Here is a 15,236-nt window from a genome sequence, read left to right as displayed (position 1 = left end):
ATGAACGTTAGCCGAGCCCTCCGCGTGACAGCCTTTGCCTTTGCCGCTCTGATGAGCGGTTCGGCTCTGGCCGCCGGCGGCCCTGCTCTTGTCGTTGAACTCGAATCCGGCCGCGTGCTGCACGTGGAGCGGGCGACCGACCCCTGGTTTCCGGCCTCGATCACCAAGCTGATGACGGTCTATGTGGCCCTCGACAAGGTCCGCTCCGGCCAGATGAGCATGGAGACGCTGCTCACCGTGACCGACGGCGCGGCGGCCCTGCCCCCGTCCAAGATGGGCTTCAAGCCCGGCACGGAGATTCGTCTCGACAACGCCCTCAAGATCTTGATGGTCAAGTCGGCGAACGATATTGCCGCGACCATCGCCGAGAACATCGGCGGCTCGATCGACGGCTTTGCGGAATTGATGAACGCCCAGGCCCAGCGCCTCGGCATGGTCAGCAGCCACTTCGCCAACCCCCATGGCCTTCCCGACGAGCGCAATCAGACCTCGGCCCGCGACATGGCGATTCTGGCCCGCGCGCTGCTGCTGGAATTTCCCGAGCATAAAGATCTGTTCGACATCGGGGCGGTCCAGTTCGGCCGGCGCATCATGCGCAACACCAACGGGCTCATCGGCCGCTATCCCGGCGCCGACGGCATGAAGACCGGCTTCATCTGCTCGGCCGGCTTCAACGTGGTGGCGAGCGCCACACGCAACGGACGCCATCTGATCACGGTCGTGCTCGGCGCCCAATCCGCCAACGAGCGCACGATCAAGGCCGCCGAGCTGTTCGACCGCGGCTTCAACAGCAAGGTGAACTTCACCAATCCGGAACTCACGGCCCTGCCCGCCTCGGCCAATACCACGCCGCCCGACATGCGCCCCGTCATCTGCGACCGACGCGGACCGATGCCGCAGGAAGAGGACGCTCCGGCTGTCGCCGAGACCGACAGCAACATCCCGAACCTGTTTTCCTCCGAGGTCATGGCCTTTGCCGGGAGCTCGGCCGAGAAACCGGTGCGCACCGTGCTCGGCCCCCGCACCACTGTCCAGCCGGAACGCGTCTGGATCGGGCTTAATCCCCCCTCCGAGGCCGAGCTTGCCGCTCAAGCCGCAGCGGAAGAGGCTGCCGAGCAGGCCCGCAAGGCGAAGACCAAGAAGGCCACTGCTTCCAAGAAGACGCCGGCCAAGGATGCCAATGCCAAGGACGCTGATTCCAAGGACGCCGATTCCAAGACGTCGGACGATAAGAAGGCGGCCGACAAGGAGCCCGTGAAGGCCACGGCGAAGGGCAAGGAGCAGCCGCGCGCCAGCGTCGCCGTCAAGCCGGTGACCGGCAGCGCCAAACCCGCCTCCAAGCCTGCTGCCAAGGCCCCCGCCGACACGAAGGCAAAGGCTCCTCAAAAGGCCGATGCCGCCGCGAAGCCCAAATCCGTCGCGAACTGATCGGCGAGACAAAAGATCTTCCGCAACGCCCGGTCGTCGACCGGGCGTTTTGCTTGCTCCCTTGCTTTCGCAGGCGATCCGCGCGAACGGTGCAGCGTCCCAATCCAAAATGTCGTGATGACTCGCTCCTCCTCTCCCGCCAACGGCCTCCTCTTCGCCCTTGCCTCGGCCAGCCTCTACGGCTTCAACATCGTCTATGCGCGCATCGCTTCCTTCGCGGGCGCCAGCGGCTCGGCCATCGTGGTCTACCGGGTCTTCCTGATGCTTGTGCTGGTCGGCATCGTCGCCGCTGTCACGAGAAGCTCCCTGAAGGCGGCGCGGGAGGAGCGTGGCACACTCCTTCTGCTCGGGGTTTCCACCGCCTTCGTGGGCCTCTGCTATCTCTCGTCGGTGGCCTTCATCCCGGTCACCGTGGCAGCGGTGGTGTTCTATACCTTTCCGATCCTGATCGTGCTCGCGAGCCCCTTCGTGGAGGGAACCAGGCTCACGCCCGCCCTGCTTGGCGTGGTGGCGCTGGCCACCCTCGGCGTCGCCCTCGTCGTCGGACCCGCCTTTGGAGTTCTCGACTGGCACGGTCTGGCGCTGGCCTTCGCGGCAAGCATCGCCACGGCGATCCAGTTCTTCGCCGCTGCGCGCTGCTGCAGGACCGGCATCATCGCCAAGACCTTCTGGATTCATCTGCTCGTTTTCCCGACCGCAGCCCTCATCAGCCTGGCGGCGGGGCAGCTCGCGCCACCTTCCGCACTGGCTCTCGCTCCCTTCGCGGTCGCCATGACCATCGGGGGCTATATTATTGGCTTCGTGCTGCAGTTTGTGGCGCTCGGGCGCATCACGGCGGTGGCGGCCGGGATCATCTACTGCGCCGAGCCCGTGGTGGCGGCTCTGTCCTCGGCCCTCATCCTGAACGAGACCCTGGCTCCTCTGCAGGTTGCGGGCGGGGCTCTTGTGCTGGCAGCCATCATTGCCAAGGTATTGTTGGACCAGCGACACCTGAAGGACGCACCTCTGGTGCCGATTGCGGATTGATATGACGACGACCATGACCCCTCCCGCGCCGATTCCGCTCACCATCCTCACCGGCTTCCTGGGCTCCGGGAAAACGACGCTGCTCAATCGGCTCCTGAAGGATCCGGCGCTGCAGGACACGGTGGTCATCATGAACGAGTTCGGCGAGATCGGCCTCGATCACCTGCTGGTGGAAACCATCGACGAGGGCATGGTGCTGCTCTCCGCCGGCTGTCTCTGCTGCACCGTGCGCGGCGACCTCATCGCGACGCTCGAGGACCTGCTGCGCAAGCGCGACAACGACCGCATCCTGCCGTTCAAGCGCGTGATCATCGAGACCACGGGCCTCGCCGATCCGGCACCGATCCTCCACGCCGTGCTTTACCACCCCTATCTTTCGATGCGTTACGCGGTCGAAGGCGTGGTGACGGCGGTCGATGCGGTCAACGGCTCCGCCACCCTGAATGCCCATCGTGAAGCCGTGAAGCAGGCCGCCGTTGCCGAGCGGATCGTTATCACCAAGGCCGATCTCGTTCAGGACCAGGAGAGCCTCACGCGGCTGCGTGAGAGATTGCACCAGCTCAATCCAGGCGCTGCACTTCTGGAAGCGAGTGCCCCGGCCGAGGCGGTGATTGCGGGCGGCCTCTTCGGCCTCGACGGCAAGATCGCCGACGTGGCCGAATGGCTGAAGACGGAGGCCGTGGAGGCGGCGGAACGCGAGAGCCATGCGCACCAGCACGGACATCACCCCCATCACGACCACGATCACCACCATCATCATCACGACGTGAACCGGCACGACGAGAGAATCCGCGCCTTCTGCCTCACCAGCGACCAACCGATCCGCCAGGGCACGCTCGACATGTTCCTGGATCTCCTGCGCTCGTCTCAAGGATCGAAGCTGCTGCGTGTGAAGGGCCTCGTGGCCTTGGCAGAGGATCCCGAACATCCGGTCGTCATTCACGGCGTCCAGCATGTCGTCCACGTTCCCGCCGTACTACCGTCCTGGCCGAGCGAGGACCGGCGCAGCCGCATCGTCTTCATCGTCGACGATCTGGAGCGCGAGACGGTGGAAAAGCTCTGGAACGCCTTTCTCGGGCGCCCCGCCGTCGATCAGCCCGATGCGGCGGCATTGTCGGACAATCCGCTGTCGTTGAGGAGGTAAGACTTGGATCGCGTCTTCGCAGAAGGCAGACCCTCCGCACGTCATCATCGGCCTTGTGCCGGTGATCCCGATTGCGAAAAGCCCAGGGCTCTTCCGATCGGGACGGGCGGGACGAGCCCGGCCATGACGTGACAGCCTAAGCCGCTCGATAGCTCTTTAAAAGGCGAGAGCGTATTTCACGCCGCCATCTGCGAGCGCTGCGCCCAGCCGGTCATGGAGCGCTCCGCATAGGCCGTGATCGCGTACATGACGACGCCGAGCACCGCGAGCACCAGGAGGGCTGCCCAGACGAGGGGCACCTCGAAGGCCGCGGACGCGCGGGTGAGCAGGTTGCCGATGCCGACATTCGAGGCGTTCTGCTCGCCGATGACAGAGCCCACATAGGCGAGCGTGATCGCGACCTTCATCGAGCCGAAGAAATACGGCATGGCACGGGGCAAGCCGACCTTGAACACGATGTCGCGCTTCGAAGCGCCGAGCGCTCGCAGCACGTCCTCCATTTCCGGCTCCACCGTGGAAATGCCCGTGGCGACGTTCACCACGATGGGAAAGAACGAGATCAGGAAGGCCGTCATGACCGGCGGCACCCAGCCGACGCCGAACCAGAACACGAGGATCGGCACCACGGCCACCTTCGGGATCGAGTTGAAGCCCACGAGCAACGGGTAGGAGCCGGCATTGATGAGGCGCGAGGAACCAAGCACCATGCCGAGCAGCAGGCCAAATCCGACCGCAAGGCCGAAGCCTGCCAGCGTCATCCAGAGGGTGTGCATGGCATGGTAGGCGAGCTGGCTCCGGTACTCCCACACGGCGAGAAGGATCGTAGAGGGCGCCGGCAGGATGAAGCTCGACACTTTGAGCCCGCGGCAGACGATCTCCCAGAGCACGAAGAACCCGATGGTGAAGACCCAGGGTGCAAGGGCGAGCTGATTCTTGGTTTTCATGGGTCTCTCAGGCCGCCTTGCGCGCCTGCGCGATGTGGCCGCGCAATTCATGGACGAGAGCGGAGAATTGCGGCGTGTAGGTGATTTCGAGATCGCGCGGCCGCGGGAACTCCACCTCCCGCTCGGCAACGATCCGGCCCGGCCGCGCGCTCATGCAGAAGATCCGGTCCGACAGGAAGGCGGCCTCGCGCAGATCGTGGGTGACGAGGATGATCGTGACATTCTGCGCCGCGTGGAGATCGCGCATCACGCACCACAATTCCTCGCGGGTGAAGCTGTCGAGCGCACCGAAGGGCTCGTCGAGCATCAGGAGCTTCGGCTCATGGATCAGCGCGCGGCAGAGGGAGGCACGCTGCTGCATGCCGCCGGAGAGCTGCCAAGGAAACCTATGCCCCTGCCCTTTCAGGCCTACCTGGGCAAGAAGGCTCTCGGCCTTGGCGACATATTCCGCCTTGTGACGGCGCAGCCGTGAGCGGTGCGGCTCCACGATCTCCAGCGGTAGGAGAATGTTGTCGAGAGTCGTGCGCCAGGGCAGCATGGTGGGATTCTGGAAGGCCATCCCGGCGAGTTTGACAGGAGCTCCCACTTCCCTGCCATCCACGATCACAGTGCCTTCGCGGGGAAACTGCAATCCGGTGGCGAGCTTCATGAGCGTGGACTTGCCGCAGCCTGAGGGGCCGACGATGGCGGCGAACTCGCCCTCGTTCACCTTGAGGTTCAGGTCTCTGACAGCGGGCAGGCCGTCTTCCGCCCGCGCATAGACGTGGGTGACGTCGTGAATGTCGACAAAGGGTTTCATGAAATAAAGCCGGTGAGCCAAAAGAAGAGCCCGGCTGCCGTGACAGCCGGGCTCGCGATATCAGTCTATTTTGCGCTGGTCGGCAGCCGGGAGGAACTCCTCCGTAAACACGGCGCCGACCTCAGGCTTGGCCTTGTAGGCGAAGGTCAGGCCGATCTGGTCGAGGGCCTTGGCGAAGCGGTCCTTGTCGATGCCGCCGAAGCCATTCTCCTTCACCCAAGGAGTGATCATGTTCTGCTCCAGCACCATCTTGAGGCGCTCGAGTTCCACGTCCTTCTTGGCCACGTCGTTGCGCTTGATCACCGAATCGACCGCACTCGACGGGTCCTTCACCGTGTCCTGCACACCCTTCATGATCGCGCGCAGCAGGCCCTTCACGGCCTCCGGCTTCTCCTGGGCGAATTTCTGCGAGACGATGATCGTATTGCCGTAGAGATCGACACCATAATCGCTCATGAGCATCACGACGATATCTTCCCCCGGCACGCCACGGGATTTCAGGTTGATGTAGGAGGACATGGAGAAGCCGAACACCCCATCGACTTCGCCCTGCGCCAGCATAGGCTCGCGGACCGGGAAGCCCACGTTCTCGAACTTCATGGTGGAATCGTCGATCTTGTTGACCGTCTTGAAGATCGGCCATTGCGCATAGGCGCCGTCGGCCGCGGGAGCGCCGAGCTTCTTGGCCTGAAGGCTCGATACCTCCTTGGTGATGCCGCGGCTCTTGCGCCCGATGATGGCAAAGGGCGGACGATCGTAGATCACCATCACGGCCTTGATGTCGGTGCCCGGGTTCTCGTCGCGGAAGCGCACGAGGGAGTTCACGTCGCCGAAGCCCACATCGTAGGTGCCGGAAGCCACGCGGGAGATCGGCTCGCGGGAGCCCGCCGCCGGATCGATCGTCACATCGAGCCCCTCAGCCTTGAAGTAGCCCTTGTCGATCGCAACGGCGAAGGGGGCCGCCGGCCCCTCCCAGCGCCAGTCCAGGGAGAACCGCACCGGCGTCTGAGCCTGGGCGGCAGCGGACCCGAGAAGCGCTGCCGCACCTGCCAGCATCCCCCTGATCCACGTCGCCTTCGTCGAACGATCCGCAAACATCACCGTCACCTCTGTCTTTATGGTTTGGAGCCTCGTGGCACTCTTTTTGGCCGCCTGCCCGGTTCTTAACCATGCAATCAGATCGGCTCTCCGGGTCAAGTCTCTTGCCCGGGCATCCCTGCCCTCGGGGCGGGCACTTGACGCAAAATTGAGCAGAAGTTCTCAGGTTCGAGACCCTTGAAGGCTGCGAGAACGCTTCCCACGTTGGACCCATCGGCGCCCGGGCCCCTCTGGCAGGACGTAAGCATGCGACTGTGATGTCGGAGCCGATGCTTGAACAGAAGCAATCAAAGGTCCGGTTATGCCAGAATTCCTACTCGTGGAATGGCTGGGAAAGCCCGTCTGGATGTGGACGGCTTTCCTGAGCCTTGTCGTTTTTCTCCTCGCTTTCGATCTCGGTGTCCTGAACAGAAAGGACAAGGAGCTCGGCGTGAAGGAGAGCCTCCTGCTGTCCGCCTTCTATATCGGCATCTCGGCGCTTTTCGGCGCCTATATCTGGTGGTCGTTCGAGACCGGCCTCCTGGTGACCCAGGACGGCAGCCATGCGGGCATCGCCTACTTCACGGGGTTCTTCATCGAGAAGTCCCTGTCCATCGACAACGTCTTCGTGATCTCGCTGATCTTCAGCTACTTCGCGATCCCTCAGAAATACCAGTACCGCGCCCTTGTGTGGGGCATCATCGGCGTCATCGTTCTGCGCGGCATCATGATCGCGTTGGGCGCCGCCTTGGTGCAGGAATATGCCTGGATTCTCTACGTCTTCGGCGCCTTCCTGATCGCGACCGGCATCAAGATGCTGGTCGTTCCCGAAAGCGATCCCGACATCGAGAAGAACCCGCTCGTCCGTTCCCTGCGCAAGCACATGCGGGTGACGAACTGCCTTCACGGTCAGCACTTCTTCGTGCGCGAGCCCGATCCGAAAACGGGCAGGATCGTCACCTGGGCAACACCGCTCTTCCTGGCCCTGGTTGTGATCAACGTCGCCGACCTGATCTTCGCGGTGGACTCGGTGCCGGCGATCTTCGCCATCACCACGGACACCTTCGTGGTCTATACGGCCAACATCATGGCGATCCTCGGCCTGCGGGCGCTCTATTTCGCCTTGGCCGCCATGGTGCACCGGTTCCACTACCTGAAATACGCTTTGGCACTGGTGCTCATCTTCATCGGTGGCAAGATCTTCTGGAACCAGATCGTGGGCAAACTCGATCCCACCATCTCGCTCGGCGTGACTCTCGCCCTGATCGCCGGCGGCGTCGTCTTCTCCCTCTGGAAGACGAAGGACGAGGAAAAGACCGCTACCGGCTAAATGCGCCCTTTTTGATCGTCATCACCGGCCTTGTGCCGGTGATTCCCATCTGCATTTCCAACCCCTCCGCCCTCATCCTGAGAAGGTCACGGAGCGACCGTCTCGAAGGAACATCCAGAGTGCACCGGATCCTCCTTCGAGACGCAGCCTCACGGCTGCTCCTCAGGATGAGGTAAGAGGACGCAAAAGCGGCAAGGCGAAGATGGCCGGGACTGATCCCCGGATCGAGTCCGGGGATGGCCACGACATGGTGCGGAGGTCACACCGGCAGCATCCCGTCGCTCTTCACCTCCTCCATCACCGCATAGGTGCGGGTCTCCTTCACGCCCGGCAGGGCGAGGAGGATCTCGCCGAGAAAGCGGCGATAGGCGGCCATGTCGGCCACACGGGTCTTCACCAGATAATCGAAGCCGCCCGCCACCATGTGGCACTCGAGAACCTCGGGGGCCCGCTTCACGGCAGCGGCGAACTTCTCGAAGACGTCGGGCGTCGTCTTGTCGAGAGAGACTTCGACGAAGACCAGGAGCTCGAGGCCGAGCCGGTGCGGATCGAGCCTCGCGCCGTACCCGGCAATGACCCCCTCGCGCTGGAGACGTTTCACACGCTCGCCGGTGGAGGTGGGCGACAATCCCACCTTTTCGGCAAGCTCCACAGTGGCGATGCGGCCATCGGCCTGAAGAGCTTTGAGGATCTTGCGATCGATCCGGTCCAAATCCGTCATTTTCACGGTCTTCCTACAGTCTTACCGCCGCTCCTAAGGCAAATCCGGCAATTTTGCCATCGAAACGCGGCCATCAGCCTCATATATTCCGGGAACCATCCAGAGGATTTCCGATGAGCCCTGCCCCCAGCGCCGCCCTGCCCTTCAACCCGCCCTTCGCGGAAGACGACAAGGCCATTGCGGCCCGGCTTCTCGCCGGTTCGCGTCTCTCGCCGGAGCGGGAGAAGCGCGTGGACGATCAGGCCGCCCGCCTGATTGAGGCGATCCGCGCCAAAGGCGGCGGCCTCGGCGGCGTCGAGGAGATGCTGCGGGAATACGCGCTCTCCACCAAGGAAGGCCTTGCCCTGATGGTTCTCGCCGAGGCCCTGCTGCGGGTGCCGGATGGGGCCACCGCCGACCGGCTGATCGAGGACAAGCTGGGTCAGGCCGATTTTGCCGGTCACGAGTCGAAGTCGGATGCCTTCCTTGTCTCGGCCTCGGCCTGGGCGCTCGGCATTACGGCGCGCATCATCCAGCCCGGCGAGACGCCGGAGAGCATTCTCGGCCAGCTCACCAAGCGCCTCGGCCTTCCTGCCGTGCGCACCGCCACCCGTCAGGCCATGCGGGTCATGGGCAACCACTTCGTGCTCGGCCAGACCATCGAGGAGGCGTTGAAGCGCGCCACGTCGTCCAAGGGCCGCCTCTACCGCTATTCCTTCGACATGCTGGGCGAGGGCGCCCGCACGGCCGAGGATGCGCGCCGCTATTTCCAGTCCTACGCCTCCGCCATCGACGCCATCGGCCGCTCGGCCGGCAACGAGCCGCTCCCGCATCGTCCCGGCATCTCGGTGAAGCTCTCGGCCCTTCATCCGCGCTATGAAGCCACGAGCCGCGACCGGGTCATACGCGAGCTGGTGCCGCTCGTGATCGAACTGGCTCGACAAGCGAAGTCCTACGACCTCAACTTCACCATCGATGCCGAGGAAGCCGACCGGCTCGAACTCTCGCTCGAAGTGATCGAAGCCGTGCTCGCCGATCCGTCCCTCGCCGACTGGAAGGGCTTCGGCCTCGCCATCCAGGCCTATCAGAAGCGCGCCGGCTCGGTGGTCGACGCCATTGCCGCCATGGCGGAGCGCTACGACCGTCAGCTCATGGTGCGCCTCGTGAAGGGCGCCTATTGGGATACGGAGGTGAAGCGCGCCCAGGAGCGCGGCCTCGACGATTATCCGGTCTTCACCCGCAAGGCGATGACGGACCTGCACTACATGGCCTGCGCCGAGAAGATGCTGAGCTTGCGCCCGCGCATCTACCCGCAATTCGCCACGCACAACGCGTTGACCGTCGCATCCATCATCGAGCGCGCCGGCGGCACGGAGGGCTACGAGTTCCAGCGCCTGCACGGCATGGGCGAGGCCCTCTACGCGCGCCTTCTGGAGGACAATCCGGGCTTGGCGTGCCGCGCCTACGCGCCGGTGGGCGGCCATCGCGATCTTCTCGCCTATCTCGTGCGCCGCCTGTTGGAGAACGGCGCGAATTCCTCCTTCGTCTCGGTCGCGGCCGATACCAACGTTCCGATTCAGTCCCTCTTGAAGCGTCCGGCCGACATCATCGTGTCCGCCGACAAGGCGCGCCATTCCAGGCTTCCCCTGCCGCGTGATCTCTATGGCCCCGAGCGTACCAATTCGAAGGGCGTGGAGTTCGGCCGCCATGCCTCGCTCGATGCGTTCCTCGCCGAGATCAAGCGCAGCGCGCAGCAGAGCTTCAAGGCCGAGCCGCTGATCGATGGCAAGGCGGCATCCGGCTCGTCACGTCCTGTCATCAGCCCCATCGACGGCACGACGGTGGCCGGCCAGGTGACGGAAGCCTCACCTGAAGTGGCCGACCGCGCCATGGCTGCGGCCAGTGCCGGCTTCGCCAAGTGGAGCCGCACGGACGCAAATGCGCGTGCCAAGGTGCTCCAGCGCGCCGCCGATCTTCTGGAGGAGCGACGCGGTGCGCTGCTGCACCTGCTGCAGGTCGAAGCCGGCAAGACCCTCGACGACGCGCTCTCCGAGGTACGCGAAGCGATCGATTTCCTGCGCTACTACGCCGTTCAGGGTCGCAGTCTCTTCGGCACAGGCGAGGCGATGCCGGGGCCAACGGGCGAGAGCAACGTGCTGCGCCTGCGCGGCCGCGGCGTGTTCGTGGCGATCTCGCCCTGGAATTTCCCCCTTGCCATCTTCCTCGGTCAGGTCGGCGCCGCGCTGATGGCCGGCAATGCGGTCGTGGCGAAGCCTGCCGAGCAGACGCCGCTCATCGCGGATCTCGCCGTGCGCATCCTGCATGAGGCGGGAGTGCCGAAGGCGGCGCTTCATCTTGTGCCCGGCGATGGACGCGTGGGTGCGCGTCTCGTGGAGCACAAGGATGTGGCCGGTGTGGTCTTCACCGGATCGACCGAGGTGGCCCGCATCATCAACCGCACGCTCGCGAACAAGGATGCGGCTATCGTGCCGCTGATCGCCGAGACCGGCGGCATCAACGCCATGATCGTCGATGCGACCGCTTTGCCCGAGCAGGTCGCCGATGATGTGGTGATGTCCGCCTTCCGCTCCGCCGGTCAGCGCTGCTCGGCCCTGCGCCTGCTCTGCGTGCAGGACGATGTGGCCGATCGCATGATCGAGATGATCGCCGGCAATGCGCGCGAATTGAAGATCGCCGATCCACGCGAAATCGCGACCCAGGTTGGTCCCGTGATCGACCGCGAGGCGAAGGACAAGCTCGATGCGCATGTCGAGGCCATGAAGCGCTCCGCCAAAGTGCATTATGCCGGCGAGGCTCCTTCGGTCGGGACTTATGTGGCGCCGCACATCTTCGAACTCAACAAGCCCCACGATCTCGCGCAGGAGGTGTTCGGACCGGTTCTGCACGTCGTGCGCTACAAGGCGGATCGCCTGGAGGACGTGCTGCGGGCCATCGAGGGCTCCGGCTATGGCCTGACGCTCGGCGTCCACTCGCGCATCGACGCGACCGTGGAGCGCGTCGTGCAGGCTTTGTCGGTGGGCAATGTCTACGTGAACCGCAACATGATCGGTGCTGTCGTCGGCGTGCAGCCCTTCGGCGGTCACGGGCTGTCCGGTACCGGCCCTAAGGCCGGCGGTCCGCACTACCTCCTGCGCTTTGCGACCGAGCAGACGGTGACGATCAACACGGCGGCCGCCGGCGGCAACGCGAACCTAATTGCGATGGGGGAGTGAGGCGTAGCGCCTTTCCCCGATCCTTCGGTGTTCTATACCTGTTTCACGTCATCACCGGCCTTGTGCCGGTGATGACGATTTGTCGGACACCGGAGCTTTTCCTCGTCGAGATGGCCGGGACAAACCCGGCCATGACATAATGGACTCATGGTGTGAACCGGAAAGCTCGCACGCGCTCCCAGGGCCCGCCGCGATACCACCACAACTCCAATCCGACGGCCTCGGCCCGAAACGGCTCGAAACTGTCGCTCAGCTCCTCCAGAAGAGCCCTCGCGGCAGTCGGATCGACCTTGTTCTGCACCGTCACATGCGGCAGGTGGTTCTGGCGATCCTGAGGTTTGAGCCAGTCATTCCATTGCATGGCAAGATGCCGGCGCATCTCAGCCAGCTCAACGGACTCAAGCGTGTAGGCGACACCGCGTCCGAGGGAGCGCAGGCCTTTCACATGGAGCGTGAAGGGATGCTGACGTGATGCATAAGCCTCGACGTCCTGCCGGATGGTTCCGGCGTGCTCGCCGGGCAGATGATGGAACAGTGTCAAATGCGCCGGGATGAAGTTCCGTTCCGGCGGAAAGTAGCGCCGCCTTTGCTCGTCGAAGAACGCGAAGGAGGGTTCGTCGAACTGGAGCGTCAGGATGAGCGGTGCGGCGTGGTCCATCAAAGAAAAACCCGGCTCGGGGCCGGGTTGTTTCAAGCTTTAGAAGTTCAGGGCAGCCTTCGCCTCGCGCAATTGCGCGACCGCCGACTCCGCCGCGTGCTTGGCGGCCGGATCATTGGTGGCATCGTAATGCATTTCGGCCGTCAGGATTTCCTGGTCGAGGATATCCTGGGTCAGCTCTTCCTCAGGAAGAGCGCGTTCGGCGAGAACCGTCAGGCCGTTCTGGTTCACGTCGGCGAAGCCGCCGCGGACGAGAACCCGCCGTCCATTGCCAGGGGTGCTGGTAATGACGAGGAACCCGGTCTTGAGGGCCGTCATCACGGGCGAGTGGCCGGCCAGAACCGTCATGTCGCCCTCGGTCGCCGGCAGCACGACGGCATCGACGTCGCCGGAGAACAGCACACGCTCGGGAGACACGAGTTCGAAGTTGAAGGTAGCCATCTGAGCTCCTCGTCATCCCGATGAGTGATCGGGAATCGTTTGGGAGATACGCTTTGGACAAAGTGATCCCGGAGTGTGCAGGCACGACTCCGGGACAGCACGAACTTTGATTAAGCCGCTTCGGCCGCGAGGCGCTGAGCCTTCTCGACCGCCTCTTCGATGCTGCCGACCATGTAGAAGGCAGCCTCAGGCAGATGATCGTACTGGCCTTCCACGAGACCCTTGAAGCCCTTGATGGTGTCTTCGAGAGCAACGAGCTTGCCCGGCGAGCCGGTGAACACTTCGGCCACGAAGAAGGGCTGCGACAGGAAGCGCTCGATCTTGCGGGCGCGGGCCACGGTCAGTTTGTCCTCTTCCGACAGCTCATCCATGCCCAGGATCGCGATGATGTCCTGAAGCGACTTGTAGCGCTGCAGGATCTGCTGGACCGAGCGCGCCACGTTGTAGTGCTCCTCGCCGAGGATCGCGGCGGAGAGCATGCGCGAGGTCGAGTCGAGCGGATCCACCGCAGGATAAATACCCTTCTCGGCGATCGAGCGCGAGAGCACGGTCGTGGCGTCGAGGTGGGCGAAGGAAGCGGCCGGAGCAGGATCGGTCAGATCGTCGGCGGGCACGTAGATGGCCTGCACCGAGGTGATCGAACCCTTGTTGGTGGTGGTGATGCGCTCCTGCAGCATGCCCATGTCGGTGGCCAATGTCGGCTGGTAGCCCACCGCCGAAGGAATACGGCCGAGGAGCGCCGACACCTCGGAGCCCGCCTGCGTGAAGCGGAAGATGTTGTCGACGAAGAACAGCACGTCCTGGCCCTGGTCGCGGAAGTTCTCGGCAACCGTCAGGCCGGTGAGCGCGACGCGGGCGCGGGCGCCCGGGGGCTCGTTCATCTGACCGTAGACGAGGGCGCATTTGGAGCCTTCGCCGCCGCCATGCTTGTTCACGCCCGACTCGATCATCTCGTGATAGAGGTCGTTGCCCTCGCGGGTGCGCTCGCCGACGCCGGCGAACACGGAGTAGCCGCCGTGAGCCTTCGCGACATTGTTGATGAGCTCCATGATGAGCACGGTCTTGCCGACTCCCGCGCCCCCGAACAGGCCGATCTTGCCGCCCTTGGCGTAAGGAGCGAGCAGGTCGACGACCTTGATGCCGGTGACGAGGATCTGAGCCTCGGTGGCCTGCTCGGCATAGGACGGAGCGGGCTGGTGGATGGCGCGGACGCCTTCCGACGGGATCGGACCGGCTTCGTCCACCGGCTCTCCGATGACGTTCATGATGCGGCCGAGCGTTCCGGCGCCGACCGGCACCGAGATCGGCGCGCCGGTGTCGGTGACCGGCTGGCCGCGCACGAGGCCCTCGGAAGTGTCCATGGCGATGCAGCGCACCGTGCTCTCGCCGAGCTGCTGAGCCACTTCGAGCACGAGGCGGTTGCCGCCGTTGGTGGTCTCGAGAGCGTTCAGGATCTCCGGCAGGTGGCCTTCGAACTGCACGTCGACGACGGCGCCGATGACCTGGGTGATGTGTCCGGTTGCGATGCCGGGGGTAGTGGCGGTGTTGGCCATAGGTGGCTCCTCTCGGATGTCGTCAGAGCGCCTCGGCGCCCGAGATGATTTCGATCAGTTCCTTGGTGATCATCGCCTGACGCGACCGGTTGTAGGTCATCGTCTGCTTCTTGATCATTTCGCCCGCGTTGCGGGTCGCATTGTCCATGGCGCTCATGCGGGCGCCCTGTTCGGAAGCGGCGTTCTCAAGCAGCGCGCGGAAGATCTGCACGGTGAGATTCCGCGGCAGGAGCGTCGTCAGGATCTCGCCTTTATCGGGTTCGTACTCGTAGACCGCGTCGGTGGCACCGGCGCTGGCCTCGAGCTGGGCCGGGATGATCTGCTGCGCCGTCGGGATCTGGGCGATCACCGAGCGGAAGCGCGAGTAGAACAAGGTCGCCACGTCGAACTCGCCGGCCTCGAAACGGGCAAGCACCTTCTGGGCGATCATGTCACCCTGCTCGAAGCCGAGTTGGCGCACAGAGCGCAGGTCGATGAGCTCGATGATCTGTTCGGCGAACTGCCGACGCAGGATGTCGTAGCCCTTCTTGCCGACGCAGATGATCTTGACCGTCTTGCCCTCGGCGAGCAGCCGGTTGGCATGGTCGCGGGCAAGACGCGCGATCGAGGAGTTGAAGGCACCGCAGAGACCACGCTCCGCGGTGCAGACGATCAGCAGATGAACGCGGTCGGAACCGGTGCCGGCGAGCAGGCGCGGCGTCTCGGGTCCGACGGTGATGCCGGACGCGAGGTTGCCGAGCACCACAGCCATGCGCTCCGCGTAAGGACGCGCGGCTTCCGCCGCGCTCTGCGCGCGGCGCAGCTTTGCGGCGGCCACCATCTGCATGGCCTTGGTGATCTTCTGCGTCGCCTTGACCGAGGCGATGCGGTTACGAAGGTCTTTTAAGCTCGGCATCGAGCGGC

At 64.2% G+C, this 15,236-nt stretch carries 13 protein-coding genes; 5 read left to right on the top strand and 8 right to left on the bottom strand.

All coding sequences use genetic code 11. The features are described from left to right. The 3 genes from FS320_RS05325 (at nucleotide 1) to FS320_RS05315 (ending at nucleotide 3,598) form a co-directional block, all read left to right on the top strand. Nucleotides 1-1,428, top strand: coding sequence for a D-alanyl-D-alanine carboxypeptidase family protein (locus FS320_RS05325; RefSeq protein WP_152710021.1), 1,428 nt, complete (start codon nucleotides 1-3; stop codon nucleotides 1,426-1,428). 117 nt (nucleotides 1,429-1,545) lie between these two features. Continuing rightward, nucleotides 1,546-2,454, top strand: a complete 909-nt coding sequence (locus tag FS320_RS05320; protein WP_152710019.1) for an EamA family transporter — start codon at nucleotides 1,546-1,548, stop codon at nucleotides 2,452-2,454. 13 nt (nucleotides 2,455-2,467) lie between these two features. Then, nucleotides 2,468-3,598 (top strand): CobW family GTP-binding protein, encoded by a 1,131-nt coding sequence (locus tag FS320_RS05315; protein ID WP_244626981.1) that lies wholly within the window; start codon nucleotides 2,468-2,470, stop codon nucleotides 3,596-3,598. Between the two features lie 176 nt (nucleotides 3,599-3,774). Here the strand turns inward: FS320_RS05315 and FS320_RS05310 are convergent, their stop codons facing one another. Genes FS320_RS05310 through FS320_RS05300 form a run of 3 tightly spaced genes read right to left on the bottom strand, consistent with a single transcriptional unit; the run spans nucleotide 3,775 to nucleotide 6,439 of the window. Beyond that, the gene (locus tag FS320_RS05310; protein WP_152710015.1) at nucleotides 3,775-4,542 is read right to left on the bottom strand and encodes an ABC transporter permease; all 768 of its coding nucleotides are present in this window, start codon (nucleotides 4,540-4,542) and stop codon (nucleotides 3,775-3,777) included. Between the two features lie 7 nt (nucleotides 4,543-4,549). Then, on the bottom strand, nucleotides 4,550-5,341 hold the full coding sequence (locus FS320_RS05305; RefSeq protein ID WP_162002839.1) for an ABC transporter ATP-binding protein: 792 nt from the start codon (nucleotides 5,339-5,341) through the stop codon (nucleotides 4,550-4,552). A 60-nt stretch (nucleotides 5,342-5,401) separates the two neighbouring features. Further along, nucleotides 5,402-6,439: an ABC transporter substrate-binding protein gene (locus FS320_RS05300; RefSeq protein WP_152710013.1), complete on the bottom strand. Its 1,038-nt coding sequence runs from the start codon at nucleotides 6,437-6,439 to the stop codon at nucleotides 5,402-5,404. 301 nt (nucleotides 6,440-6,740) lie between these two features. Here FS320_RS05300 and FS320_RS05295 point away from each other — a divergent pair, with 301 nt between their 5' ends. Further along, nucleotides 6,741-7,748, top strand: coding sequence for a TerC family protein (locus tag FS320_RS05295; RefSeq protein ID WP_152710011.1), 1,008 nt, complete (start codon nucleotides 6,741-6,743; stop codon nucleotides 7,746-7,748). 259 nt (nucleotides 7,749-8,007) lie between these two features. Here FS320_RS05295 and FS320_RS05290 read toward each other — a convergent pair whose 3' ends face one another. Continuing rightward, complete coding sequence (locus tag FS320_RS05290; RefSeq protein ID WP_099510218.1) at nucleotides 8,008-8,469, bottom strand: Lrp/AsnC ligand binding domain-containing protein; 462 nt, start codon at nucleotides 8,467-8,469, stop codon at nucleotides 8,008-8,010. A 113-nt stretch (nucleotides 8,470-8,582) separates the two neighbouring features. On the opposite strand from FS320_RS05290, the gene putA reads away from it, so the two are divergent. Continuing rightward, entirely contained in the window at nucleotides 8,583-11,681 is a 3,099-nt protein-coding gene (gene putA / locus FS320_RS05285) for a bifunctional proline dehydrogenase/L-glutamate gamma-semialdehyde dehydrogenase PutA (RefSeq protein WP_152710009.1), read from the top strand. 145 nt (nucleotides 11,682-11,826) lie between these two features. Here putA and FS320_RS05280 read toward each other — a convergent pair whose 3' ends face one another. From FS320_RS05280 to FS320_RS05265, 4 genes are all read right to left on the bottom strand, one after another. Next, on the bottom strand, nucleotides 11,827-12,339 hold the full coding sequence (locus tag FS320_RS05280; RefSeq protein ID WP_152710006.1) for a 2'-5' RNA ligase family protein: 513 nt from the start codon (nucleotides 12,337-12,339) through the stop codon (nucleotides 11,827-11,829). A gap of 39 nt (nucleotides 12,340-12,378) precedes the next feature. Then, complete coding sequence (locus FS320_RS05275) at nucleotides 12,379-12,780, bottom strand: F0F1 ATP synthase subunit epsilon (RefSeq protein ID WP_152710004.1); 402 nt, start codon at nucleotides 12,778-12,780, stop codon at nucleotides 12,379-12,381. Between the two features lie 110 nt (nucleotides 12,781-12,890). Continuing rightward, nucleotides 12,891-14,333: a F0F1 ATP synthase subunit beta gene (gene atpD, locus FS320_RS05270; RefSeq protein ID WP_152710002.1), complete on the bottom strand. Its 1,443-nt coding sequence runs from the start codon at nucleotides 14,331-14,333 to the stop codon at nucleotides 12,891-12,893. A 22-nt stretch (nucleotides 14,334-14,355) separates the two neighbouring features. Continuing rightward, nucleotides 14,356-15,228: a F0F1 ATP synthase subunit gamma gene (locus FS320_RS05265; RefSeq protein ID WP_152710000.1), complete on the bottom strand. Its 873-nt coding sequence runs from the start codon at nucleotides 15,226-15,228 to the stop codon at nucleotides 14,356-14,358. Nucleotides 15,229-15,236: the final 8 nt, after the last annotated feature.

Origin of the sequence: Microvirga tunisiensis (genome assembly GCF_009296175.1) — a bacterium.
Taxonomy (GTDB): Bacteria; Pseudomonadota; Alphaproteobacteria; order Rhizobiales; family Beijerinckiaceae; genus Microvirga; species Microvirga tunisiensis.
This window is presented reverse-complemented; position numbering and strand designations above follow the sequence as displayed.

What these genes read in the sequence shown, in the direction of transcription:
- putA (WP_152710009.1), top strand. Translation starts at nt 8,583, where the DNA reads ATGAGCCCTGCCCCCAGCGCCGCCCTGCCCTTCAACCCGCCCTTCGCG.
- FS320_RS05315 (WP_244626981.1), top strand. Translation starts at nt 2,468, where the DNA reads ATGACCCCTCCCGCGCCGATTCCGCTCACCATCCTCACCGGCTTCCTG.
- FS320_RS05290 (WP_099510218.1), bottom strand. Translation starts at nt 8,469, where the DNA reads ATGACGGATTTGGACCGGATCGATCGCAAGATCCTCAAAGCTCTTCAG.
- FS320_RS05265 (WP_152710000.1), bottom strand. Translation starts at nt 15,228, where the DNA reads ATGCCGAGCTTAAAAGACCTTCGTAACCGCATCGCCTCGGTCAAGGCG.
- FS320_RS05310 (WP_152710015.1), bottom strand. Translation starts at nt 4,542, where the DNA reads ATGAAAACCAAGAATCAGCTCGCCCTTGCACCCTGGGTCTTCACCATC.
- FS320_RS05295 (WP_152710011.1), top strand. Translation starts at nt 6,741, where the DNA reads ATGCCAGAATTCCTACTCGTGGAATGGCTGGGAAAGCCCGTCTGGATG.
- FS320_RS05320 (WP_152710019.1), top strand. Translation starts at nt 1,546, where the DNA reads ATGACTCGCTCCTCCTCTCCCGCCAACGGCCTCCTCTTCGCCCTTGCC.
- atpD (WP_152710002.1), bottom strand. Translation starts at nt 14,333, where the DNA reads ATGGCCAACACCGCCACTACCCCCGGCATCGCAACCGGACACATCACC.
- FS320_RS05280 (WP_152710006.1), bottom strand. Translation starts at nt 12,339, where the DNA reads ATGGACCACGCCGCACCGCTCATCCTGACGCTCCAGTTCGACGAACCC.
- FS320_RS05325 (WP_152710021.1), top strand. Translation starts at nt 1, where the DNA reads ATGAACGTTAGCCGAGCCCTCCGCGTGACAGCCTTTGCCTTTGCCGCT.
- FS320_RS05300 (WP_152710013.1), bottom strand. Translation starts at nt 6,439, where the DNA reads ATGTTTGCGGATCGTTCGACGAAGGCGACGTGGATCAGGGGGATGCTG.
- FS320_RS05305 (WP_162002839.1), bottom strand. Translation starts at nt 5,341, where the DNA reads ATGAAACCCTTTGTCGACATTCACGACGTCACCCACGTCTATGCGCGG.
- FS320_RS05275 (WP_152710004.1), bottom strand. Translation starts at nt 12,780, where the DNA reads ATGGCTACCTTCAACTTCGAACTCGTGTCTCCCGAGCGTGTGCTGTTC.